Below are 22690 nucleotides of genomic sequence, written 5' to 3' on the forward strand. Positions count from 1 at the left end.
CACGACGAGGGGTACTTCCCCCACCTCGGGAACACTCGCCTTCACCCTCCAACGTCACGATGAGCGGCCGCGGCAGCCGCCCCAAGATTTCCCCGCACGGCACGAGTGAGGGGATGTTCGGCACCGAGCACCTCCTCGCAGTCGGCCAGTGTGGCCTCGTACAGGGGGATGGCCCTGTGTAGATCGCCTGCCGCGTGGTAGGCGGCGGCGAGGTCGTTGCGGGAGGCCAGGGTGTGGGGGTGGTCGCCGCCGAGCACCCGTTCCTGGTCGGCCACCGTCGCCTCGTACAGCGGGATGGCCCGGCGTGGATCACCCGCCTGCCTGTAGGCGGTGGCGAGGATGCTGCGGCAGGTAAGGGTGTTGGGGTGGTCGCCTCCCAGCACCCGTTCCTGGTCGGCCACCGTCGCCTCGTACAGCGGGATGGCCCGGGGTAGATCACCCGCCTCCTGGTAGGCGGTGGCGAGGTTGTTGCGGGAGATCAGCGTGTCGGGGTGGTCGGCACCCTGGATCCGCTCGCGGTCGGCCAGCGTGCTCTTGTGCAGCGGGATGGCCCGGCCCAGGTCCCCCGCCGCCTGATAGGCGTGGGCGAGGTCGTTACGGATGTTCAGCGTGGAAGGGTGGTCGGCGCCCAGTGCCCGCTCTCGCCCGGCGAGGGCGGCCTCGTACAGCTGGATGGCCCGGCCCAGCCTCCCCGCCGCCCGGTAGGTGCCGGCGAGGTTGCTGCGGAAGGTCAGCGTGTCGGGGTGGTCGGCGCCCAGCATCCGCTCACAGTCGGCCAAGGCTGCCTCGGACAGCGGGATGGCCCGGCCCAGGTCCCCGGCCACCCGGTAGATGCCGGCGAGGTTGTTGCGGGAGGCCAGGGTGGAGGGGTGATCGGCGCCCAGCACCCGCTCGTGGTCGGCCAGCGTCACCTCGAACAAGGGGACGGCGCGGGTGAGGTCGGCCAGGTCGTACAGGTAACGGCCGCACCAGCCGCGTAGAGCCAGCAGCTCGGCGGGCAGGTCACCGCCGGCGAGGGCCCAGTGATAGACGGTGCTGGTCTGGTCGATCAGCGTCTCGACCTGGGCGCGGGCCGCCCAGGTGCCGGCACCGTAGGGCAGGGTGGCGTTGAAGGCATGGAGCAGGCCGATGGCCCGGGCGAGGGCGGCGGACAGGTGGCCGTGGTGGGTGGCGCGTTCGCGCAGCACGCGTTGCACCAGGCGGTGCATCAGGACGGTGGCGCCGTCCTCACTGAAGGAGATCAAGCAGTTGTCGGCCAGGGCGGCGAGCGTTTCCCGCAGGTGCACCGGGTGGCTACTGGCCTTGCTCCCCGCCGACAGCACCGTCAGGGGGGTGCCCGCCGGCGACAGCACCGAGAGCATCGCCAGGAGGTGCGGGGCCGCGGGCAGGGACGCCTCCGCCTGGGTGATCGACAGCATGATGGCCTGGACGGTGCCGGCCGGGTAGGCGTCGCCGTCGTGGGCACGCAGATAGTCGCCGATGGGGAAGGCGTGCAGCAGGTCCAGGTAGCCGGGGTAGTCCAGATGCAGGCGGTTGATCACGGAGGCGGCCTGGGCCAGCGCCAGCGGCAGGTGTCCCAGCTCCGTGGCGAGTTCGGCGGCGCCGCCGGGGTCGTCCAGGCCGGTACGCCGGTGCAGGAACGCCTGCGCCTGGTCGGGGGTGAACCCGTCGACCTCGAGTGGCTGATAGGAGCGCAGGAAGGCGCGGTTGCGGGTGGTGACGAGCGCGCGGGTGGCGCCGGTGGCCGGGCACCAGCGGCGCACCACGGCGACGTCGGTGGCGTTGTCGAAGACCAGCAGCGCGGGCCGGGTGGTGGCGGCCAGCCAGGATCTGGCCCGGGTCGCGGCCGTGGTGGCGTCGTCGTCGGGCAGACGTTGGCCGAGCCGCTCGGCCAGGGCGGCCAGCCCGGTCACGATCTGGTCGGTGCTCTCGGCGGCGATCCAGGCGATCACCGGCCAGCGGGCGGCCTGGCAGGCCCAGGCGTAGGAGGCGGCCAGCAACGTCTTGCCCACCCCGGGCGTGCCGGCCAGCGCGCAGATCACCACCGCTCCGCCGTCACCGCTTCCCGGTCCGTCCTGCTCAGGCTCGCCCAGCAGGTCGGCCAGCCGCCGGCGCAGTCGCGGGCGCACCTGGAAGCCCGGCGGGCACTGCGGGATGTCGCCCTCGACGATCTGGCCCGGTTCCGGCCGGGGCGGGTAATGGTGGTTGATGGTCTGGTCACCGGCCGCCTGATACACGCGTCCCTGCCCCGAGGCGGTGGCATCCATCTGGATGGGCGGCTGTCGCTGCGGGGAATCAGCCGCTGGAAGCGTGGTCATCGCTCATTGACGGTCTGGTCGCCGCCGGCCTGGTACACCCGGCCCTTCCCCGATGCCTCCGCCCGCATCTGCACATTCCGCGCGCCCTCACCGGTGGAGACGATGCCGGAATTGTCGCCGCCGATGGCGGCCGACCGCTCCTCCGAGACCGGCGCCCGCGGCGGCGCACCCGGCTCGGCGGCCGGCGTGCCAGGCGCGGTGCCGGCAGCCGGCCGGCGGTCGGCGCGGACCTGCGCCCGCAGCGCCACCAAAGCGACTACCAGCCCCGCCGCTCCAAGTGTCATGCCGGTGAACAGGCCGACCACGCTGGCCCGCTGATCCAGCACCTGCAGCACCTGGTCGGACAGGTGTAGTGGGTCGGCGAAGAACCACAGCACCCCGGCCGCCAGACAGACCGCCGGCACGACGACCGCGGCGATGGCCACGATCCGCCACAACCGCGATCCCGTCGTGCGTTCCGCACCGGACGACGTCTTCGACATGGTCTCCAGGATGCTCCCGAATCGGCGCAAGTGGACCGCAAGTAGCGAAGGCGTTACCGGGGTCCTCTGAGACTGTCCGAATCGGTCGGGCCCGTGATCGCGTTCCCTCGAAGGGCGGCGGGGTGGCCATGTTCCGCCGGCGCAACGAGAAACGCCCCGATCCGGCGACAAGGGTCAGATGGCCAGGCCGTCCTCTCTCAGCCGGACCGCTAGTTCCAGCTTCGTGTACGCCGGGCGCCCGGCCTTCCGGTACTTCTCCTTGACACGTTCCAGGTAGTTCTTGGCGGTTCCCGGCCGCACTCCGGCGCTGCGCGCCGCCGCGGCGAGCGTCATTCCGGAGGCGTAGGCGAGCAGCACCGCGTGCTCCTGAGGGGACAGGACGGGACGGACGCAATCCCGCCCGGCCGTGTGGTCCGCCGCAGGACCGGGCGGACAGGCCGTCTTCTCCTCGGCCAGCTCCCTGACCTTGGACAGCAGGCTCTCCAGCCTGTGGTTCTTGGTGAGGTATCCGCCGGCTCCCGCCTCGATCATCCGCCTGGCCAGGTTGCCGCCGGGCATCGCGCTGACCACGAGCACCCGCCGCCGCAGCAGGACCAGCGCGCATACGTTCTCGACCGGGTCGGAGCCGTCGGCGAGCCGCGCCTCGAGCAGCACCACGTCGGCCGGGAACGGCTCGGTCCTGAGCAGCTCGGCGACGGAGGCGGCCCATCCGGTCAGCCGTACGTCGGGAACGTCCGCCAGCCAGGCGGCCAGCCCGTCGATGAGCATCTGGTCATCATCTACCGCAGAAACGGTGATCACGCCTGTCTATCTCATATCCCTTATCTGTCGTCAAGTGCGCAGTTATGAGGCCTATCAGGCGTTGCGCCGACCCCGAATCATGGGGCCAGATTCGAGAAGGGAGCGAACATGACCGTCACCCTCGAAAGGGCCGAGGAGATCATCGCCGCCTGGAGGACGGGCGACGACCCGGACAGCCCGGCAGGCCCGCTGATGCCCGGCATGTACGTCGAGTCGGAGATCACCATGACAGGGCCGGGCGGCTCCGGCAGATGCGGGACCGCCTGCTCGGGTTCCAGAACCTATCAGTGCTGCTGAGCAGGGGCGGAGCGCATGGCCGGTGAGTTCGACCCTCCGCTGGACCCGCTGATCGGACCCGCACTGACCGACCTCGGGGCCCGGCTGCGCGCACTTACCGGTCTTGCGCCGGCCGAGCGCAGCGCCGTCCTGTCAGGCGCTGCGCTGTCCGTCGAGGAGGAGGTCCGCCGCAAGATCACCAGGGTGCTGGTGCTGGAGGTGAACGCCGCCCGCTTGTCCGGGCGCCTGACCGCCGCCGACCCCGCCGCCCGCTGGCGGGAGTGGCAGCGAAGTGCGGCGCAACCGGCATTCTGGAACGATCTGGCGGTGCTCTACCCCGGCATGATGCCGAGGCTCACGACGGTCATCCGCAATCGATGTGCCGCCGCGTTCCGCCTGGCCGAACGCTTCGCCGAGGACCGCGCGATGCTGGTCTCGCTTCCGGGAGCGCCGTCGGGCGATATCGACCGCGTCGAGTTCGGCGCCGGCGACAGCCACCGGGGCGGGCAGACGGTCGTCGTGCTGCACGGCGGGGACGGACGGGTGGTCTACAAGCCGCGCTCGCTGGCGGTGGACGCGGCACTCGCCGACCTGCTCACGCACCTCGGCGTCTCGACCATGCGGGTACCCGCCGTCGTGACCAGGCCGGGGTACGGCTGGGCCGAGCACATCGGGCACCGCCACTGCGGCGACGCCGAGGAACTGGGCGCGTTCTACCGCGGCTTGGGCCACTGGCTGGCGCTCATGCGCCTGCTCGGCGGCAACGACCTGCACGCCGAGAACCTCATCGCCGCCGGGCCGCACCCCGTGGTCGTCGACTGCGAGAGCCTGTTCGCCCCGCACGCCAAGGCCCGTCCCTCGGGGTACGGCCAGGCCTTCGACATGGCAGTGGAGCTGGTGAACAGCTCGGTGCTGGGCATCGGGCTGCTCCCGGGACGAGGGGTTGCCCTCGGCTGGCGAGGCGTGGACATGTCGGCGGCGGGCGCGCTGCCCGGCCAGCAGCCGCAGATCGAGCTGCCGGTGGTGCTCGGCGCGGGCACCGACAGCCCCAGGATGGGCACCGAGCGGGTGACGCTGCCGCCGGCGGCCAACCATCCCAGCCCCGAGCCGGTGCTCGGCCGGTACTGGGACCTGATCATCGCCGGCCTCGACGAGCTCGACGACCGCCTGACCGAGCTGGACCGGTCGGGCAAGCTGGAGCCGCTGCTGGCGCCGTTCGCCGACTGCCCCGTCCGCGCGGTGCTGCGCTCCACCGAGTCGTACGCCGAACTGGCGCGCATGCTGTGGCATCCGGCCGCGCTCCACGACGAGGCGGACGCCCGCGCGAAGGCCGCCCGGCTGCTGGCGAAGATGTCGGAGAACGTCCCAGGGGCTCCCGGCGACGCCGCGATCATCGCCGCGGAGGTGGACGAGCTGTGCCACGGCGACATCCCGATGTTCGACACCACGCCGCGCGTCGGCATGCTCCGCGGCCCCGCCGACACCAGGTGCGGCCCGGAGAGCGATCTGGTCGCCGGTGCGGTGGCCCGCTGGCGGGAGCGCGACCACGGCCTGGACCGCGCGGTGGCTCAGGCGGCTCTGGTCAGCGCGTACCTCAACGAGGGCTGGATGCCGGACCTCGAACGGCTCCCGCCCGGCCTCGTCCGCACCGAACGGCTGGAGCCCCGGCGGCGCGCGGCGGCCGCCGGCATCCTCCGCGGGGTCCTGGACAGCGCCGTGCGCGGTGCGGACGGCACGGTCACGTGGATCACGCCTGTGCTCGACCTCACCGGCTGGGCCGTGCAGCCGCTGTCGCTCGACCTGTACGGCGGAGCCCACGGCCTGGCGATCCTGCTGAGCGCCTACCTCCGGGAAGCCGCGGACGGCAGGGCCGAGCCGATCGCGGAACTGGACGGGCTCCTGGAAGCGGTCCTGCGCACGATCCGCGCCATGGAGGACCGCGACGCCGCCAGGCGGCAGGAAGGGATACGCCTGCGGCCGGAGCCTCCCGGCGCCTACCTGGGGATCGCCTCGCAGGTGTGGAGCTGGCTGCTGCTGCGCTCCCTGGGCGTCGTCGGGGAGGAAGCGCTCCAGCGCGCCCGCGTTCTGGCGGGACTGCTGCCGGACTCGATCGAGGCCGACGACAGCTACGACCTGCTGTCAGGGATGGCGGGGGCGATCGTTCCCCTCCTCCTGCTGAGCCGGGAGACCGGCGAAGCGCGCTGGGCCGGGCTGTCCCGTACGATCGGCCGGCGCCTCGCGGGGCTGGCGGAGCGCCGCCCCGGCGGGGTGTGCTGGCCGAGCCTCCGCTTCCCGCAGGGACTCGGGGGGCTGGCGCACGGCGCGAGCGGCATCGGCTGGGCCCTGGCGCGCCTCGCCGATTCCCCCGGTGACCACGAGGGCATGAGAGAGCTGGCCGAGGCCGCCTTCGCCTACGAGGACACCCTCTACGACGCCGAGCAGCGCGGCTGGCTGGACCTTCGCAACGACGGCTTCGCCGCCAAGGCGTGGTGCCACGGCGCGGGCGGGATCGGGCTCGTCGCCGCCGACCGACTGGCCCGCGGGGGCGGCACCCTGTGGCGCGACAGGCTGGCGCGCGCCGCCGCCTCCTGCTGGGCCGACGGGATCGGCTGGAACCACACGCTCTGCCACGGCGATCTCGGCTGCTGGGAGACGATCGAGCAGGCCCGGGCCGCCGGCGTCGCACCGGTCGAGCGGGACCGGCTGGACGCCGTCATCCTGGGCAGCCTGGAGACCAACGGCCCGGTCAGCGGCCTGGCCAGGGACGCCTTCGCGCCGGGCCTGCTGCCCGGCCTGGGCGGAGTGTCCTACCAGTTGCTCCGCATGCACCCCGAGTGCGCACTGCCGTCCGTGCTGCTGCCGGACCTGACGTGAGCCCCGTGGACGAGAAGGCGGACGAGGAACTCGTCACTCCCTACTGGCACCTCGACCAGCCGGACGGATCCCGCCGCACGCCGCGGCAACTGCTGGCGGTCACCGTGCCGGTGCTGCGGCTCATCTGGCGGAGCGGGCGCCGGTCCGCGATCGCCATCCTCGTCCTTCAGCTCGCCTCGGGCGCCGCGACGGCCGGCGGGTTGCTGACGAGCGTGGCCGTGCTGGACGAGTTGATCGCGTCAGGCGCGGCGCCCGACCGGCTCGTGGCGGCGGCCCCCGGCCTGGCGTTGGTCGCCGGGATCCTGTCGCTGCGCGCGGCGGCCGAAGCCGCGGTGGAGCTGGCCAGGGCGCGGCTGGAACCGGCGCTGCGCCGGGTCGCCGAGGAACGGCTGTTCGCCGCCGCCCTGGACGTGCGACTCGCCGACTTCGACGACGCCGACTTCTACGACGGCCTGCACCGGGCCCGCGACCGCGGGCTGTTCCACCTCGACCGCGCGGTCGGCAACACGATCGACCTGCTCGGCGCCGTCTGCGGAGTGACCGCCGCGATAGCCGGGCTGGCCGTCCTGCACCCCCTGCTGGTGCCGCTGCTCGTGGCCGGCATGATCCCGGAGGCCTGGGCGGTGCTGACGGTCGCGCGGCGCGGGTACGCCGGCATGCGGAGCATGGTCACGCTGAACCGCCGGGTGCAGATGCTCGCCGAGCTGTCCACCGAGCGGGAACCGGCGGCCGAGCTGCGCGCCTGCCAGGCCGAGCCGTACGTGCTGGCCGAGTACCGCCAGGTGGCGGACGTGCTGAAGCAGAGGGAGACCCAGGTCGGGGTGTCCATGGCGCGGGGCAGGACCGCGGGCCGCGCGCTGGCCGGCCTCGCCCTGGCCGGGGTGCTGGCCGTACTCGGTCTGATGTTGCACGCCGGCTGGATCGCGCCGGCCGCGGCGGGCACCGCGGTGATCGCCGTCAGGGTGGCCGCCGCGGCGCTGCGGCAACTCGCCCAGGCCGCCAACCAGCTGTTCGAACAGTCCCTGTACGTGGCCGACTACCAGGACTTCCTCGCCGACGCCGACGCCAGGAGACGACCGGCGTCCGGCGTACCGGTCCCGCGTTCCCCAGAGTGCGTCACCCTGCGCGGCGTGGGCTTCGCCTACCCCGGCAGGCGGACTCCTGCGCTGCGCGACATCGACCTGACCATCCGCGCCGGGCAGACGATCGCGCTGGTCGGCGAGAACGGTTCGGGCAAGACCACACTGGCCAGGCTCCTCGCCGGGCTCTACCGGCCGACCAGCGGAACCATGCGATGGGACGGGATCGACACCGCCCTCCTGGACCCGCGTACCCTGGCCGACCGGGTCGTCCTGGTCCCGCAGCACCCGGTCCGCTGGCCGCACGACGCCCGGACCAACGTCCGCATCGGCCGCCACGACCGCCCGGACCCGGAAGACCACGCCCTGCGCGAGGCCGCCTCGCTCGCCGCAGCCGAAGACGTCGTCGCGGGCATGCCCGCCGGATGGCACACCCTGCTGTCCAAACACTTCAAGGGCGGCCACGAGCTGTCGGCGGGCCAGTGGCAACGCCTGGCCGTGGCCCGCGGGTTGTTCCGGGACGGCGCCCTGCTGATCTGGGACGAGCCGACCGCACCGCTGGACGCCAAGGCCGAGTACGCCGTCTACGAGACCCTCCGCGCGATCGCTGGAGAACGGACCATTCTGCTCATCACGCACCGGCTGACCAGCGTCCGCCATGCCGATCGCATCTACCTGCTGCACCAGGGGCGCGTGGCCGAGGAGGGCGTCCACGAGGACCTGCTGGCGCTGGGGGGACGCTACGCCGAGCTGTACGCGTTGCAGACCGGAAAGCCGGCACGCCGGTGACCGGCCCGCGCGTGATCCGTCCGGGCGAGCCTGGCTACCAGGCCAGGCGCAAGCCCTTCCTCGGCACGCTCACCGAGAAGCTGCCCGCCGCCGTGGCCTGCTGCGCCTCCGAGGCGGACGTGGTCGGCGTCCTTGAGCTCGTCCGCGCCCGCGGTATGCCGTTCGCCCTGCGCGGCGGTGGACACAGCTTCGCCGAGCACTCCTCCACGAGCGGCCTGCTCGTCGATCTCAGCGCGGCGAACGAGATCGAGGTCGGCGCGGAGAGCGTGCGGGTGGGCCCCGGCGTGCGGATCGGCGAGCTGGCCCGGCGCCTGGCCGAGCACGGGCGCATGGTGCCCTGCGGCTGGTGCCCGGCGGTCGGTGTCACCGGAGCGGTCCTGGGCGGTGGATACGGCGTGTTCAGCCGCCTGCACGGGCTCGGCGCCGACCACCTGCTCGCGGCGCGGGTGATCCTGGCCGACGGGTCACGCGTCGAGGCGGACGACGATCTGCTGTGGGCGCTGCGCGGGGCCGGTGGCGGCAACTTCGGCGTGGTCACCCGGATGACGCTGCGTACTCGCCCCATCGTGCCGGTCACCGCTGTTCAGGCCGTCTGCGACTTCGAGCGGGCCGCCGACCTCATCGACGCCTGGCAGCGGTGGGCGCCCGACGCGCCGGACGAGGTCAACCTGGAGATCGCCGTCGTCTCCGGGGACGAGCCGGACGAGCCGCCGCAGGCCGTCCTCTTCGGCGTCGTCGTCGGCGCCGAGGAGCGCGCCGCCGAGGTCGTCGACGCGCTCGCGCCGCCGGGCCGCCTGCGGCTCACCCGGCTGGAGGGCGCGGCGGCCGCCTGCCACCACGCCTACGCCGACGGCGGGCAGGGCCCCGTCACCGAGCTGCCGTACGGCGAGCGGCCCGGGCTGCGCCTGAACAAATCGGGCTTCTTCGACGGCCTCCTGCCGCGTACGGCCGTCGAGGACCTGCTGGACCGGCTGGTCGCCGACCGGGTGCGCGGCGAGATCCGGGACCTGGAGTTCGTGCCGTGGGCGGGCGCCATCGGCCGCCCGGCCCCCGACGCGACCGCGTTCGTCCACCGCGGCCCGCGGTTCATGCTCAAGCAGGCCGTCCAGGTCGGTTTCCGCGCCTCCGACGAGCGGCGGCGGGAGGCGCACGCGTGGTTGCGCGAGTCGTGGGACCGGGTGTCGCCGTGGTCGTCCGGCGGGGTCTACCCCAACTACCCGGACGCCGACCTGGAGGACTGGGGCCGGGCCTACTACGGCGACAACCTCCCGCGCCTGCGCGAGATCAAGGCCGCCTACGATCCCACCGGCCTGTTCCGCTACGCCCAGTCGCTGCGCTGAGAGCCGGGGACGTGCCCGCCTCGGGCGCGGCCGGCCGCTGACGCTGTCGGGGCTGAACGGCGGCGTTCACCCTCGCCTCGGCGCATGGAAGCCATCCAGGACGCGCTGGAGGAGCCTCGCCTGAGGCCGGCCACGCAGTCGCCACATGTCATCGCTCATGGCCTCCACAGTGGCGCCGGGCGCCCGCCGACAGGCAGGGGAGCGTTCATCGGATCATAGGCCGGCGGTCATGAACGAGGCCCTTCGCCGCGAGCTCGGCGCCCACCTGCGCGGGGCCCGTGAGGTCGTCGACCCGGCGGACGTAGGTCTGGCCGGCGGCGGGAGGCGGCGTACCCCCGGACTGCGCTGCGACGCCGGCCGGACAGCGGCCGTTGGAGATCTACCCGCTGGAGGACCCCGGCCAGGCCACAAGCTGACCGGGATCGGACACGCACGAGGCAAACGAGTGATTCACACCGGCACCTGACCGTGGAATACCACGCCACATTCCGCACCGAACGGCATTACCACTACGCGGGGCTGCTCAGGTCTCATCGCGGCTTCCCGAATGAAGGGCCTGAACGACCATGATCGTTGTCGGCGCCGACGACCGTGCCGATCCCAAGGCCGATGTCGAGGTGAGTGCCGACGCGCTTGACGTTCTGGACGATCGGAGCGGTCTCGACATGGGTGATCGCGGGCAGGGCGGCGACGCGTTCGGTGAGGTAGCGGTAGAGATCGCGGGAGCTGCGACAGGCGACTTGGACCGCCAGGTTGGTCGGGCCGGTGGTCGCGGCGGCGAACACCACCTCGCGGTGCTCGGCCAGGGCCTGCCCGGTGGCCACCAGCTCGGCCGGCGGCACGGTGATCCACAGCCGGGCGACGCTGCGCAGGCCGACGTAGGCGATGTCGAACTCGGCGTAGTAGTGCAGGACGCCGGTCGCGCGCAGGTGCTCCAGACGCCGGGCGACGGTGGACTGCGACCAGCGGGTGGCGGCCGCGAGCTCGGCCAGGCCCGTTCTCCCGTCGCGCGCCAGGACGTCCATCAGGCGCTGGTCGCCGGGGTCGAGGGAGTCGATCTCGCCGGTGTCCGGCGCAGGCGCGGGGCGCAGCCGTTCGACTTCGTCCGGGGACAGCGCGTCGAGGCCACGGATCACGTGCGGTGAGCCGTAGTAGGTGTGCAGGACCGCATGCGCGGCGATCGAGACGACCCGGGCGCCGCGCGGAAACCGGTCCAGCAGGAGCTGCTCGCTGTCGACCTCGCTCCGGGCGCGGACGACGCAGAGGATCTCCGTGCCGCCCGAGACGAGCTGCACCCAGGTGGTGTCGGGACGGCGCGCCAGCGCGGCGGCGACGCTCCGGGCGGCGCCTGGGACGCACCGCAGGCGCAGGATCCACCGACCCTCCGCGACGTAGCTGACAGGCGGGACGCCCACGACGCGCAGGATGTCGCGTGAGCGCAGCCGACGGTACCGGCGGGCGATCGTCTGGTCGGAGACGCCGAGGACCTCAGCGATGCGAACGGGGCGCGGCCGTCCATTTGGAGTGCCTGGATCAGGCGGCGGTCAAGTTCGTCCGCGACGTCGGATTTCACCATGTGATCCTATTTGATGTCGAAATGCAGGAAGGTGACGGCTTCCAAGTGGCTTTCCCGCATATTTGCGCTGATCGTTGAGGCGTTTTCGCATAACGATCGGAAGGATCATCATGGGCAAGTGGGGGCCGTTGACCGCCGTCAGCCTGGGAACGTTCATGCTGCTGGTGGACGTCAACATCGTGACGGTGGCGATGCCGGACATGGCGGCGTCGCTGAAGGCGTCGTTCTCGTCTCTCCAATGGGTGATGGACATCTATGCGCTGGCGCTCGCGGCTCTGCTGCTGGGCGCGGGTGGGCTGGCCGACCTGCTCGGTCGCCGCCGTGTGTACGTGGTGGGCCTGGTCACCTTCGCCGTGGCGTCGCTGGCGAGCGGACTGGCCCCGAACGTGGGCTCCCTCATCGCTGCACGGGCCATCCAGGGCGCGGGCGCCGCGATGATGTTCGCCACGACGGTGGCGCTCGTGGGTGCCTCCTACGAGGGACGTGACCGGGGCGTGGCGTTCGGCGTTTGGGGCGCGGTCAACGGCGCCGCGTCCGGGATCGGGCCGATCCTGGGCGGGCTGCTGACCCAGCAACTCGGCTGGAGGTCGACGTTCCTGGTCAACCTGCCCGTCAGCGTGGCCGCCGTGGCGCTGACCCTGCGCGTGGTGGACGAGACCCGCAACCCGGACGCGCGGCGGATCGACCTGCCGGGCATCGCGCTGTTCGCCACCGCGGCGGGCGCGTCGGTCTACGCGCTGACCCGGGCCGGCGAGGACGGCTGGGGATCGCCCGTCATTGTCGGGACGTTCGCCGCCGCGGCGATCGCGCTGGCCGCCTTCGTCGCGGTCGAGGCCCGTAGCCCGTCCCCCATCCTGGACCTTCGCCTGTTCCGCAGCCCGTCCTTCACCGGAATCATGATCGCCTCCCTGGCGATGTCGGGGGCGGCGTTCGCGTACCTGGTGTACACCTCAATGTGGCTGCAGTCCGTCCAGGGGCTCGGCGCGCTCCAGGCCGGGCTGGTGATCCTGCCGATCCCCGCGGTGTCGTTGGTGATCTCTCTGCTGTCCGGCCGCTTCCTGCACGCCGTCTCGCCGCGCTGGACGATCGGCCTCGGGATGCTGCTCGTCGGCGCCGGCGTGGCAGGCCAGGCGGTGCTGACCGGGGACTCGGGCTGGGCCGCCCTCGTCCCCGGAGCCGTCGTCGTCGGGGTCGGGGTCGGGGTGGCCGTGCCGAACGTGACGGCCGCGACGATGGCCTCGGTGCCGCCGGAACGCGCCGGCATGGCGGCCGGGGCGGTCAGCACCTTCCGCCAGCTCGGGTTCGCGGTCAGCGTCGCCGTCCTCGGCACCGTCTTCCGCTCGAAGCTGCAAGACGCCCTGGACCACACCGTCTCCCAGGCCGCCGCGTACGCCTCCGGCCTGAACGCCACCTTCCTGACCGCCGGCGCGATCGGCCTCGCCGCAGGCGCGATCACCCTTCTCCTGGTACGGCGCCCGGCCTCGGCACCCGCTCACCAGCAGACATCGCAGGCCGCACTCGCCCAGAAGTAACAGAAACGGCCGGACGCCGAGTGTCGCCCCTCCGGACGTGCCTCATAACGCTTCACGCCGGTTCGTCCAAGTAGGGGTGTGGCATTCACAACTTTGCGAACAGGATTGGTGACGGCCGTACTGGCCGGTTCCTTGGCAGTCGTCACGGCTCAGGAACCCTCTTTCGCCGCGGCTCCGCAGCAGGCCCCCGTAGGATCCGGCCCGGTCGTTTCCGGTAGCGTGACGCTCCTGACCGGGGACAAGGTGACGGTCAGCGGCCGGGGCCACCGGGTGGAGAGCGCCCCTGGACGGCAGGTCCGCTACTCGACGCAATTGCGCGACGGACACCTCTACGTGATCCCCTCGGACGCGTTCCCGCTCGTCAGCGAGGGACTGCTCGACGATCGGCTCTTCGATGTGACCCGGCTTCTCGCATGGAGGTACGGCGACGCCGACACGGACGAGATCCCGCTGATCAGTCAGGCCCTGGGGGAGAAGCCGGCCCCGACACTGAGCGGGACGCGCCTGACCCGCGAGCTCGACGGCCTCGGCGTGGCGGCGGTGCGGGTGCCGAAGAGCACCGCCGCGCGGACGTGGAGGGATCTGGTGAGCAGGGTTCGTACGCCGGCCGCGGGGAAGGGCAAGATCTGGCTCGACGGGCGCCGGTCCTTCACGCTGGATCGCAGCACCGCGCAGATCGGCGCGACCGAGGCGTGGCAGCAGGGGTTCACCGGCCAGGGCGTCACGGTGGCCGTGCTCGACAGCGGCTACGACGCCGGGCATCCCGATCTCAAGGGGGTCGTCACCCAGGAGCGCAACTTCTCCGACGAGCCGGACATGACCGACCGCGTCGGCCATGGCACGCATGTCTCCTCGATCGTCGCCGGGGCCGGGACGAAGTACCGAGGCGTCGCGCCGGGGGCCCGCATCGCCATGGGGAAGGTGGGCGGCGTCGACGGTATCGCCGACTCGGCGTTGCTGGCAGGCATGGAGTGGGCCGCCACCGAGGTCCGCGCCAAGGTCGTCAACTTGAGCCTCGGCACGGTGGACGAGCCCGGCGATGATCCCGTCGAGCAGGCGGTGAACACCTTGTCGGAACGGACGGGCACGCTCTTCGTGGTGGCGGCCGGCAACGAGGGCGGCGAAGGGTCCGTGACCAGCCCGTCCACCGCGGACGCCGCGCTCTCCGTAGGCGCCGTCGACCGGTCGGACCGGGTATCCGAGTTCTCCAGCAAGGGCCCCAGAGCGGGCGATCACGCGATCAAGCCCGAGATCACCGCCCCTGGCGTGGACATCGTCGCCGCAGCGGCCGAGGGCACCGCAGACGGGCCCCACGTGGCGCACAGCGGGACCTCCATGGCGGCGCCGCACGTGAGCGGCGCGGCGGCGATCCTCGCCCAGCGACACCCCGGCTGGACCGGGCAGCAGCTCAAGGCCGCGCTGGTCGACAGCGCCAAGCCGACCAGCGGGACCGGCCTCTACGATCAGGGCGCCGGGCGGGTGGACGTGCCCCGCGCGCTGGCGCAGCCGGTGATCGCCTCTCCCGCCACTGTCTGGGCCGGTTTCCCGTGGCAGCACACCGGTGGCGACCAGGCGACCCGGACGATCACCTACACCAACGACGGGGACACCCCCGTCACCCTGAACCTCACGACCGACACTGACGTGCTGAAGCTGCCGCAGGACAAGCTGGAGGTCCCGGCGGGCGGGCAGGCGTCCCTTTCCCTCACTGTCGACGTCGCCGGCAAGGCCGCCGGCGACTACCCGGGCGTGCTCACCGCCACCTCCGGCGACACTGTCCTCCGTACGCCGGCGGGCGCGTACGTGGAACCGGAGTCCCACGACGTCACCGTCACCGCTGTCGCCAGGTCGGGCGTTCCGGCCGGCAGGGCGTACGGAATGGTCTACGACCAGGCGAGCGGTGCTCAGCGGACCCTCCGCTTCCGCGACGGGGTGGCGAAGGCGCGGCTCCCGAAGGGCGCCTGGAACCTCTACACCGAGATCTACGACTTCGACCCCGTCGTCCTGACGACCGGACACCGGCCGCTCGCGGTCGATGACGACGACGTGCGCATCACGGTCGACGCGCGCGAGGGCAAGCGGATCCGGTTCGCCGTGGACGACCCCACCGCCGCGGCCGACCAGGAGTTCGGCCTCCACCTCGCCAACGGTCCATGGCAGTACGGCTGGTACTCCTCCGGTCAGGACCCCAATGAGGGCTACTACGTCATTCCCGTCCGGCAACCAGGGCTCACCTACGAGTCCTGGAGCGTCTGGCACAAGAAGGACGCCGCGCCCAGCCCCTACCGTTACGACCTCGTCGACCGCCGCACAGGCGGCATCCCGGACGACCCCACCTATTCGGCGCGGACCAGGGACCTGGTCAAGGCATCCGAGACGTTCCGCGCCTCGGGCGCGACCGGCACGGGCACCATGTGGACGGGACCGCTGGACCCGGCCGGCATCTGGGCACTCACCCTGCCCACCAGGGAAATCCCGCTGCCCTCCGCCATGACGCACTACCGGAGCCCCGGGCTCGCCTGGTCCTCGGAGTTCCAGACGGGCGGTTCCCGGCAGATCGGCACGAGCCCGGTGCGCGAGCGCGCCTTCTCCGAGGTCTGGAACGCGGCGGTCGCGGGTCCGTCGTTCGCCACGCCCGGCGGCAGCCGCAGCGGGGACACGCTCCAGTTCTTCGCGGGCCGGCTCTACACCGACGGCGTCGCGGAGCTGACCGGCATGGACGCCACCGCCACCGGCACCCTGACCCTCTCGCGCGACGGCAGGCAGATCGCCACCAGCGGCATCGCCGGGTGCGCGCCCGGCAACAGCGATCAGTGCGCGCTGTCCGCGACGCTGCCGCAGGACGCCGGCACCTACACCCTCGCCGTGTCCTCGCACAGGGACATGTCCGTGAACGCCCTGTCCACAGGTGTCGACGCCGTCTGGACGTTCCGCTCGGCCCGTACGGCGCAGGCCACGCCCCTGCCGCTGATGGCGGTCAGGTACGCGCCCAGAGGCCTCGACACCGCGAACCGGGCCGAACCCGGGTCACGAACTCAGCTGTCAATGTGGATCGAACGCAACCCCGGCGCCCGCGGCGCCGCGGTGCGCACGGTCAAGCTGGAGTTCTCCACCGACGACGGCGCCACATGGCAGCCCGTCAGGACCCGGGCAGCCGCCTCCGGCTGGACGGCGACCGTCGCCAACCCAGGCTCGTCGGGGTTCGTCTCCCTGCGCGCGACGGTCAAGGACACCGCCGGCGACGGCGTCACCCAGACGGTGACCCGCGCCTACGCAGTCGGCTGACCGTACCCGGGCCGCGTTCATCGACTCGCCCTGCGCAGGCCGAGAACGCGTAGGGCGTTCTCCTTGTAGATGAGGGGCTTGGCCTCGTCCTTGACGTCCAGGGCGGCGAAGTCGGCCATCCAGCGGTCGGGGGTGAGGACGGGGTAGTCGGAGCCGAACAGGACCTTGTGCCGCAGGGGCCCGGCGGCCTGGCGGACGAGCTGCGGCGGGAAGTACTCCGGTGACCAGCCGGACAGGTCGAGGTAGACGTTGGACTTGTGGCCGGCGATGGACAGGGAGGCGTCGACCCAGGGAACGGACGGGTGCGCGAGGATCATGGTGAGCCCGGGGAAATCGGCGGCGACGTCGTCGAGCAGCATCGGGTCGGAGTGGCGCAGCTTGATGCCGCGCCCGCCGGGCAGGCCGGCGCCGATGCCGGTCTGGCCGGTGTGGAACAGCACGACGCTGCCCAGGTCCTCCAGCGCCCGCCAGAGCGGATAGTGGGCGGGGTCGTTGGGGGTGAAGCCCTGCAGGCTCGGGTGGAACTTGAAGCCGAGCACGCCGAACTCCTGCACGAGCCGCCGCGCCTGGGCGACGGCGGCCGGGCCGCGGCGCGGATCCACGGAGCCGAAGGGGATGAGGACGTCGGCGTGCTCGGCCGCCTGACGGGCGATCTCCTCGCTGGACAGGGCCGGGTGGCCGAGTTCGGTGGAGGCGTCGACGGTGAAGACCACCGCGGCCATGTTCCGCTGCCGGTAGTAGGCGGCGACGCGGTCGATCGTCGGGGTGCGGTCCTGACCGGCTTTGAAGTACTTCGCCGAGGCCGCCATCAGCTCGGCGTCGAGGGAGAGGCGGCCGTGGTGGTCGGCCTCGATGTGGGCGTGGACGTCCAGGGCCACGATGGCGTCCGGGTCGATGCGCGGGGTGTAGATCATCGTTCCTTCTCGGTGTGTCAGGGAAGGGCGTGGTGCCGGCGCTTGGCCTGCAGCAGGCCGACGAGCAGCGCGTCGCGGTCGGCCGTCATGGCTTCCTGGTCGATGCCGTCGAGCTCGTCGCGCACGCCGTCGACGAGCAGGCCGGCGAGTTCGGGGGTGAGCCGCGGCGTGCCGAGGTCGTCCATCCAGGTCTGGGCCGGCGGGCCGAGGTGGCGCAGGGTGTGCGCCATCCCGCCGGGTCCGCCCGAGAGGTGCTGGTTGACCAGCGGGCCGAGCAGGGCCCACCGCAGGCCGGGGCCGTGCGCGATGGCGGCGTCGATGTCGGCGACGCTCGCGACTCCCCGCTCCACCAGCGAGTACGCCTCCCGCCACAGGGCGGCCTGGAGCCGGTTGGCGAGGTGCCCGGGAACCTCACGCCGCACGAGCACCGGCCGCTTGCCGGCGGAGCGGTAGAAGTCCATCGTCTGCCGGGTGATGTCGAGGCCGGTGCGCTCGCCGGCCACGACTTCCACCAGCGGGATCAGGTGGGCGGGGTTGAACGGGTGTCCGACGAGCACCCTTTCGGGATGAGCGGGACACATCTCCTGTAGGTGGCTGGGCATCAGGCCCGACGAACTGCTGGCGATCGGGGCGCTCGGCGGAGTCGCCTCGTCCAGCGTGGCCAGCAGTGTGCGCTTGAGGTCGACGCGTTCCGGCCCGCTCTCCTGGACGAACCGCGCTCCGGCGACGGCGTCACCTGCGGTCGCGGTGAAAGTGAGCCGGTCGCGGGAGGCGCCGTCGGCGAGGCCGATCCGGGTGAGCGCGGGCCAGGCCAGGTCGAGCGCGGCCCTCAACCGTTCCTCGGCGTCCGGGACGGGGTCGAAGGCGGTGACGTCGAGGCCGCGGGCGAGGAACAGAGCTGCCCATCCGGCGCCGATGACGCCCGTGCCGATGACGGCGACCGGCTGGTCCGCCGGGCTCTTCACGCCTGCCTCGCGCGGTCGCGGGCGATGGCGGTGAACGCGTCGAGCGCCGCCGGGTCCAGGAGGGAGCCGGCCGAGGCGACCTCGTCAGGGGCGGCGCCCAACAGGATCTTCTTGACGGGGACTTCGAGCTTCTTGCCGGTTCGTCCGTAGGGCATCGCGGGGACGGCCAGGACGGCGTCGGGCACGTGCCGCGGGGACAGTGTGGCGCGGATACGCGCGATCAGGCGGGCGCGTAACGGCTCGTCCAGGACGAGCCCGTCGGCGAGGGTGACGAACAGGATCAGCTCTCCCATGTCGCCCTCCTTGCTCTCCAAGTGGACGACGAGGCTGTCGGTGACCTCTTCGACGTCCTGCAAGGCCCGGTAGAACTCGGCGGTGCCCAGCCGGACGCCGCCGCGGTTGAGCGTGGCATCCGATCGGCCGGTGATGACGCAGGAGCCGTGGGAGGAGAAACGGCACCAGTCGCCGAAGCGGAAGACGCCGGGATAACGGCTGAAGTAGGTCTCGCGCATCCGGCGGCCGTCCTCGTCGCCCCACAGGCGTACCGGCATCGAGGGCATCGGCGTGGTGATGACGAGCTCGCCGACGCCGCCGACCACCACGTTGCCGTGCTCGTCGAACGCCTTGGCGTCCACGCCGAGGCTCGGCCCGGACATCTCCCCCTCCCACACGGGCTGCAACGGCGATCCCTGGACGAGGCCGGTGCACACGTCGGTGCCGCCGCTGCCGACGTTCAGCAGGACAGCGGGGCCGAACTGTTCGGCCACCCACCGGAAACCCTCGACGGAGAACGGGCTGCCGGCCACGCCGATCTGCCGCAGCCGGGACAGGTCGAACTCCTCACCCGGCCGCACCCCTTCCTTGCGGCAGGCCATCAGGTAGCCGGGGCTGGCGCCCATGAGGGTGGCGCCGGTCTCCTGCGCGAGCCGCCACTGCGCGCGCAGGTCGGGGTGGAGCGGGTTGCCGTCGATCATCACGATCGAGGAGCGCACGAGCAGCGCGGAGACCAGCGTGTTCCACATCATCCACGCCGTCGTGGTGAACCACAGCAGCCGGTCGCCGGGGCCCAGGTCCCAGTGGAAGGCGTGGTTCTTCAGGTGCTCCAGCAGGATGCCGCCGTGGCCGTGCACGATGGCCTTCGGCTTACCGGTGGTACCGGAGGAGAACAGCACGTACAGGGGATGGTCGAAGGGCACCGGCTCGAACCTCAGCGCCTGGTCCGTGGGCGCGGCGAGCTCCGTCCAGGACAAGGCGCCGGGGAGGTCGAGCCCGCCGTACGGGACGTGCACGACGTGCTCCAGCGAGGGGATGCCGTCCCGGATCGCCTGGACCTGCTCGCGCCGGTCGATCTTCTTGTCCCCGTAGGTGCAGCCCGCCACCGCGAGCAGGACGGCCGGCTCGATCTGGCCGAACCGGTCCACCACGGCGGGGGCGGCGAACTCCGGGGCGCAGCTCGCCCAGATGCCGCCGAGGCTCGCCGTGGCCAGGAACGCGATCAGTGTCTCCGGGCAGTTGGGCAGGTAGGCGACCACCCGGGTGCCGCGCCGCACCCCGAGCCGCCGCAGGCCGGCCCGGACGCGCCGGACCTGCTCGGCGAGCTCGGCGAAGGTGAGTTCGACGCGCGGCCGGGTCTGGGAATGGCCGACGACCGCGACCTGGCCGGCGTCCTCGGGCGTACCGAGGCAGTGCTCGGCGTAGTTGAGGGTCGCTCCCGGGAACCAGCGGGCGCCGGGCATGCCCGGTTCGGCCAGGACGCTGTCGTAGGGCGCGTGGGCCTTGATCTCGAAGTAGTCCCACACCGCTGCCCAGAAGTCCTCGATGCTGGTGACCGACCAGTGCCGCAGCTCGTTCCAGGTCGGTACGGTCACGCCGCGCTCGCGGGCGAGCCAGCCGATGAAGCCGGTGGCGTGCGCCCTGGCGATCTGCTCGGGGCCGGGGACGTACAGCGGCTCTGTCGGGGGGAGGGGGGTGCTCATCGGGCGGCTCCCGGAGGGCCGACTTTGGCGGCCCTGCCGTCGAGGAAGTCCTGTATCCGGGCCTTGGCCTCCGTGCTGCTCTGTGCCACGGCCGACATGAGGGATTCCAGGAGCAGCCCCGTCTCGGCGTCGGCGTCGGCGATGCGCGGCAGGGCGTGCAGGACGGCGTAGTTGGCGATCGGCGAGTTCCCGATGACCTGCCGGGCCAGGGCCAGGGCCTTGGTGATCCCGTCGCCTTCGGCCACCCGGTAGTCGACCAGGCCGCGGGCCTCGCCTTCCGCGGCCGTCAGGACCCTTCCGGTGAGCATCATGTCGATCATCGGCTGAGCTCCGATCAGCCGGGAGACCCGGACCGAGGCGCCGCCGCCCACGAAGAGCCCCCGGCTGCCCTCGGGGAAGGCGAAGAAGGCCGACTCCTCGGCGACGCGCAGGTGCGCGGCCGCGGCCAGTTCCAGGCCGCCGCCGATGACGGCGCCCTTCAGGACCGCGATCACCGGCAGGACACCGTGGCCGATCCGGTCCATCGCCTCGTGCCACCCGCGCGAGTGGTGCAGGCCGCCGACGGCGTCTCGTACGGTGAGCTCGCCGAGGTCGAGCCCGGCGGAGAAGTGTGCGCCCTCGGCGGCGAGCACCGCGGCCATGGCCCACGGGGGCGGGGCGGCGAAGAAGGCGCCGAGCCCGGCGATCGTGGCCTCGTCCAGCGCGTTGCGTTTGGCCGGCCGGTTCAACGACAGCACCGCGACGTCCCCGTGACGCTCCAGCGCCAGTGACGAGGGCAGTGACGGGGCCAGTGAGGGGGGCAGGTCAGGGCAGGGAGGGATCACAGGCTCTCCAATTGACAGGAATCCTGATGAAGAAGGCTGAAGTATCATCAGGTTTCCTGTCAATGACTGGCTGGGATACTGTTCGTCATGGCCAGCGCCCCGCCCCGCCCCACCCCGTCGCTGCTGTACGCCGTCAAACGGCTCGAACTGGCGATCAAGTCGCGCCTGGACGAGATGCTGCGCGACTCGGGCGTGACCACGCCGCAGTACACGGCGCTCACCGTGCTGCAGCACAAGGACGGGATGACCGCCGCCCAGCTCGCCCGCGACTCCTTCGTCACCCCGCAGGCCATGGCCGACCTGATCGGCGCCCTCGACCGGCGTCACCTCATCCGCCGCTCGCCCAACCCGGCCAACAAGCGCGAACTGCTGCTCTACCTCACCGACGAGGGCCGGGCGCTCCTCGACGCCCACGCCGAGGCCGCCGCCGAACTTGAGGACCGCATGATCTCGGGCCTGTCGCCCGACCAGGCCGACACCTTCCGCACCGCCCTCACCCTGGCGTGGACGACCCTGCGCCCGGCTCGAAAGTGATCAGCCTCCCGGCGCAGAGCGGGGATCGGAGGAGGCGCGGATGTCGAACCTCGCCTGGAGCAGCCGGCCGCCCGCGACACCGCGGCCCTCGATGAGGTCGACGAGCATCCCGACCGCGATGTCGGCCGTCTCGACCGGCAGGAAGCTGAGCGTGCTGACGGGCGGATCCGTGAACGGCGCTGTGGGATCCTCCGTCGCGCAGACCAGTAGCAGGTCGCCGGGCACCGACCTGCCGAGCTTGCGGATCCTGTCCAGGAGCAGGGACGGGCTGACCTCGACGAGCACGACCAGCGCGTCCGGCGGCTCGGGATCGCCCAGCAACCTCTCCACCGCGGCCAGCGTCGGCTCGAAGCCGGGCCCGCCGAGCTGGGCCAGCAACGGGACGCGGCCCCTCTCCGCAGACCAGTCGAGGTAGGCCTGGACGGAATCCCGGTGGTAGCAGGCCGTGGTCGGGGCGCCGACCGCGGCGATCCGCCGGGCGCCCGCCGCCGCCAGGTGGTCGAGCACACCGCGCAGGGCCGCGCCGTAGTCGAAGTCGACCCATGGCCACGGTGTCCCCGCCACGGCTCTGCGGTCGGAGACCACGGCCACTCCCGCGGCGAGAAAGTCTCCGACCAGGGGGTCTCCCTCGACCGGATCCACCACGAACACGCCGTCGAGAGGCAGGTCCGTCCAGTAGTCGTCGGGGCCGGTGGTGGGCAGCAGCACCACGCCGTATCCGTGGGTCATGCCCGCGCGGGTCGTGGCGGCGGTCAGCCGGGCGAAGTAGGCGAGCTCGGTGTAGAACCACGGATGCTCGACGAACTCGCGGGCGGCGAGGCCGAGCAGGCGTGAGCGCCCGGCGCGCAGCCGCCGCGCCGTGGCGTTCGGCCGGTATCCGAGCCGGCGCGCCACCTGCCGGACGTGCTCGCGGGTGGCGTCGGGGAGGCGGCCCGCGCCGTTGAGCGCGTCCGAGACGGTGGTCTTGGACACCCCCGCCGCGCGGGCGACGTCGACCAGGCGCACGCGCGCGCCGACCTTACGCTCTGGCTCTTCCATGGGTCCGATCTTTGCAGGATGTCAGGCAATTCGCCACCTCGCTGACCGTTGCTGAATCGTTCCTTCAGTGTCTTGTGCAGGAACGTT

The 22690-nt window shown here is 72.3% G+C and carries 16 protein-coding genes; 7 read left to right on the top strand and 9 right to left on the bottom strand.

What is annotated here, in order from left to right; all coding sequences use genetic code 11:
* Window positions 1-41: 41 nt before the first annotated feature.
* The 3 genes from ACIA8R_RS45655 to ACIA8R_RS45665 all read right to left on the bottom strand — a co-directional run bounded on the left by ACIA8R_RS45655 (window position 42) and on the right by ACIA8R_RS45665 (window position 3568).
* The gene (locus ACIA8R_RS45655; RefSeq protein WP_397044081.1) at window positions 42-2318 is read right to left on the bottom strand and encodes a tetratricopeptide repeat protein; all 2277 of its coding nucleotides are present in this window, start codon (window positions 2316-2318) and stop codon (window positions 42-44) included.
* Complete coding sequence (locus ACIA8R_RS45660; protein ID WP_397044083.1) at window positions 2315-2800, bottom strand: hypothetical protein; 486 nt, start codon at window positions 2798-2800, stop codon at window positions 2315-2317. Before ACIA8R_RS45660 ends, ACIA8R_RS45655 begins: the two co-directional genes overlap by 4 nt.
* Before the next feature lie 174 nt (window positions 2801-2974).
* Window positions 2975-3568 (bottom strand): hypothetical protein, encoded by a 594-nt coding sequence (locus ACIA8R_RS45665; RefSeq protein ID WP_397044085.1) that lies wholly within the window; start codon window positions 3566-3568, stop codon window positions 2975-2977.
* 141 nt (window positions 3569-3709) lie between these two features.
* On the opposite strand from ACIA8R_RS45665, the gene ACIA8R_RS45670 reads away from it, so the two are divergent.
* Genes ACIA8R_RS45670 through ACIA8R_RS45685 form a run of 4 tightly spaced genes read left to right on the top strand, consistent with a single transcriptional unit; the run spans window position 3710 to window position 9959 of the window.
* A complete protein-coding gene (locus tag ACIA8R_RS45670; RefSeq protein WP_364100389.1) occupies window positions 3710-3898 on the top strand; it encodes a DUF6229 family protein in 189 nt (62 codons plus the stop codon).
* Window positions 3899-3913: 15 nt separating this feature from the next.
* On the top strand, window positions 3914-6751 hold the full coding sequence (locus ACIA8R_RS45675) for a type 2 lanthipeptide synthetase LanM family protein (RefSeq protein ID WP_397044087.1): 2838 nt from the start codon (window positions 3914-3916) through the stop codon (window positions 6749-6751).
* Window positions 6752-6756: 5 nt separating this feature from the next.
* The gene (locus ACIA8R_RS45680; RefSeq protein WP_397044089.1) at window positions 6757-8619 is read left to right on the top strand and encodes an ABC transporter ATP-binding protein; all 1863 of its coding nucleotides are present in this window, start codon (window positions 6757-6759) and stop codon (window positions 8617-8619) included.
* A complete protein-coding gene (locus ACIA8R_RS45685) occupies window positions 8616-9959 on the top strand; it encodes an FAD-binding oxidoreductase (RefSeq protein ID WP_397044091.1) in 1344 nt (447 codons plus the stop codon). Before ACIA8R_RS45680 ends, ACIA8R_RS45685 begins: the two co-directional genes overlap by 4 nt.
* A gap of 530 nt (window positions 9960-10489) precedes the next feature.
* Here the strand turns inward: ACIA8R_RS45685 and ACIA8R_RS45690 are convergent.
* Window positions 10490-11374, bottom strand: coding sequence for an Lrp/AsnC family transcriptional regulator (locus tag ACIA8R_RS45690; protein ID WP_397044093.1), 885 nt, complete (start codon window positions 11372-11374; stop codon window positions 10490-10492).
* A 271-nt stretch (window positions 11375-11645) separates the two neighbouring features.
* On the opposite strand from ACIA8R_RS45690, the gene ACIA8R_RS45695 reads away from it, so the two are divergent.
* Both ACIA8R_RS45695 and ACIA8R_RS45700 read left to right on the top strand, forming a co-directional pair.
* Entirely contained in the window at window positions 11646-13067 is a 1422-nt protein-coding gene (locus ACIA8R_RS45695) for an MFS transporter (protein ID WP_397044095.1), read from the top strand.
* Window positions 13068-13286: 219 nt separating this feature from the next.
* A complete protein-coding gene (locus ACIA8R_RS45700; RefSeq protein WP_397044097.1) occupies window positions 13287-16352 on the top strand; it encodes a S8 family serine peptidase in 3066 nt (1021 codons plus the stop codon).
* 17 nt (window positions 16353-16369) lie between these two features.
* On the opposite strand, the gene ACIA8R_RS45705 is transcribed toward ACIA8R_RS45700, so the two are convergent.
* Genes ACIA8R_RS45705 through ACIA8R_RS45720 form a run of 4 tightly spaced genes read right to left on the bottom strand, consistent with a single transcriptional unit; the run spans window position 16370 to window position 21079 of the window.
* Entirely contained in the window at window positions 16370-17266 is an 897-nt protein-coding gene (locus tag ACIA8R_RS45705; RefSeq protein ID WP_397044099.1) for an amidohydrolase family protein, read from the bottom strand.
* A gap of 17 nt (window positions 17267-17283) precedes the next feature.
* A complete protein-coding gene (locus tag ACIA8R_RS45710) occupies window positions 17284-18231 on the bottom strand; it encodes a 3-hydroxyacyl-CoA dehydrogenase NAD-binding domain-containing protein (RefSeq protein ID WP_397044101.1) in 948 nt (315 codons plus the stop codon).
* On the bottom strand, window positions 18228-20207 hold the full coding sequence (locus ACIA8R_RS45715) for an acetoacetate--CoA ligase (RefSeq protein ID WP_397044103.1): 1980 nt from the start codon (window positions 20205-20207) through the stop codon (window positions 18228-18230). The genes ACIA8R_RS45710 and ACIA8R_RS45715 overlap by 4 nt, the downstream gene beginning before the upstream one ends.
* Window positions 20204-21079 carry a crotonase/enoyl-CoA hydratase family protein gene (locus ACIA8R_RS45720; protein WP_397044105.1) on the bottom strand — a complete coding sequence of 292 codons (876 nt, stop codon included), beginning with the start codon at window positions 21077-21079 and terminating at the stop codon, window positions 20204-20206. Before ACIA8R_RS45720 ends, ACIA8R_RS45715 begins: the two co-directional genes overlap by 4 nt.
* Before the next feature lie 39 nt (window positions 21080-21118).
* Between ACIA8R_RS45720 and ACIA8R_RS45725 the strand changes: the two genes are divergently transcribed.
* Window positions 21119-21565, top strand: a complete 447-nt coding sequence (locus ACIA8R_RS45725; protein WP_364100417.1) for a MarR family transcriptional regulator — start codon at window positions 21119-21121, stop codon at window positions 21563-21565.
* Here ACIA8R_RS45725 and ACIA8R_RS45730 read toward each other — a convergent pair whose 3' ends face one another.
* A complete protein-coding gene (locus ACIA8R_RS45730; protein WP_364100420.1) occupies window positions 21566-22603 on the bottom strand; it encodes a LacI family DNA-binding transcriptional regulator in 1038 nt (345 codons plus the stop codon).
* Window positions 22604-22690 lie beyond the last annotated feature (87 nt).

It is taken from the genome of Nonomuraea sp. NPDC051191 (genome assembly GCF_044455665.1).
Lineage (GTDB): Bacteria > Actinomycetota > Actinomycetes > Streptosporangiales > Streptosporangiaceae > Nonomuraea.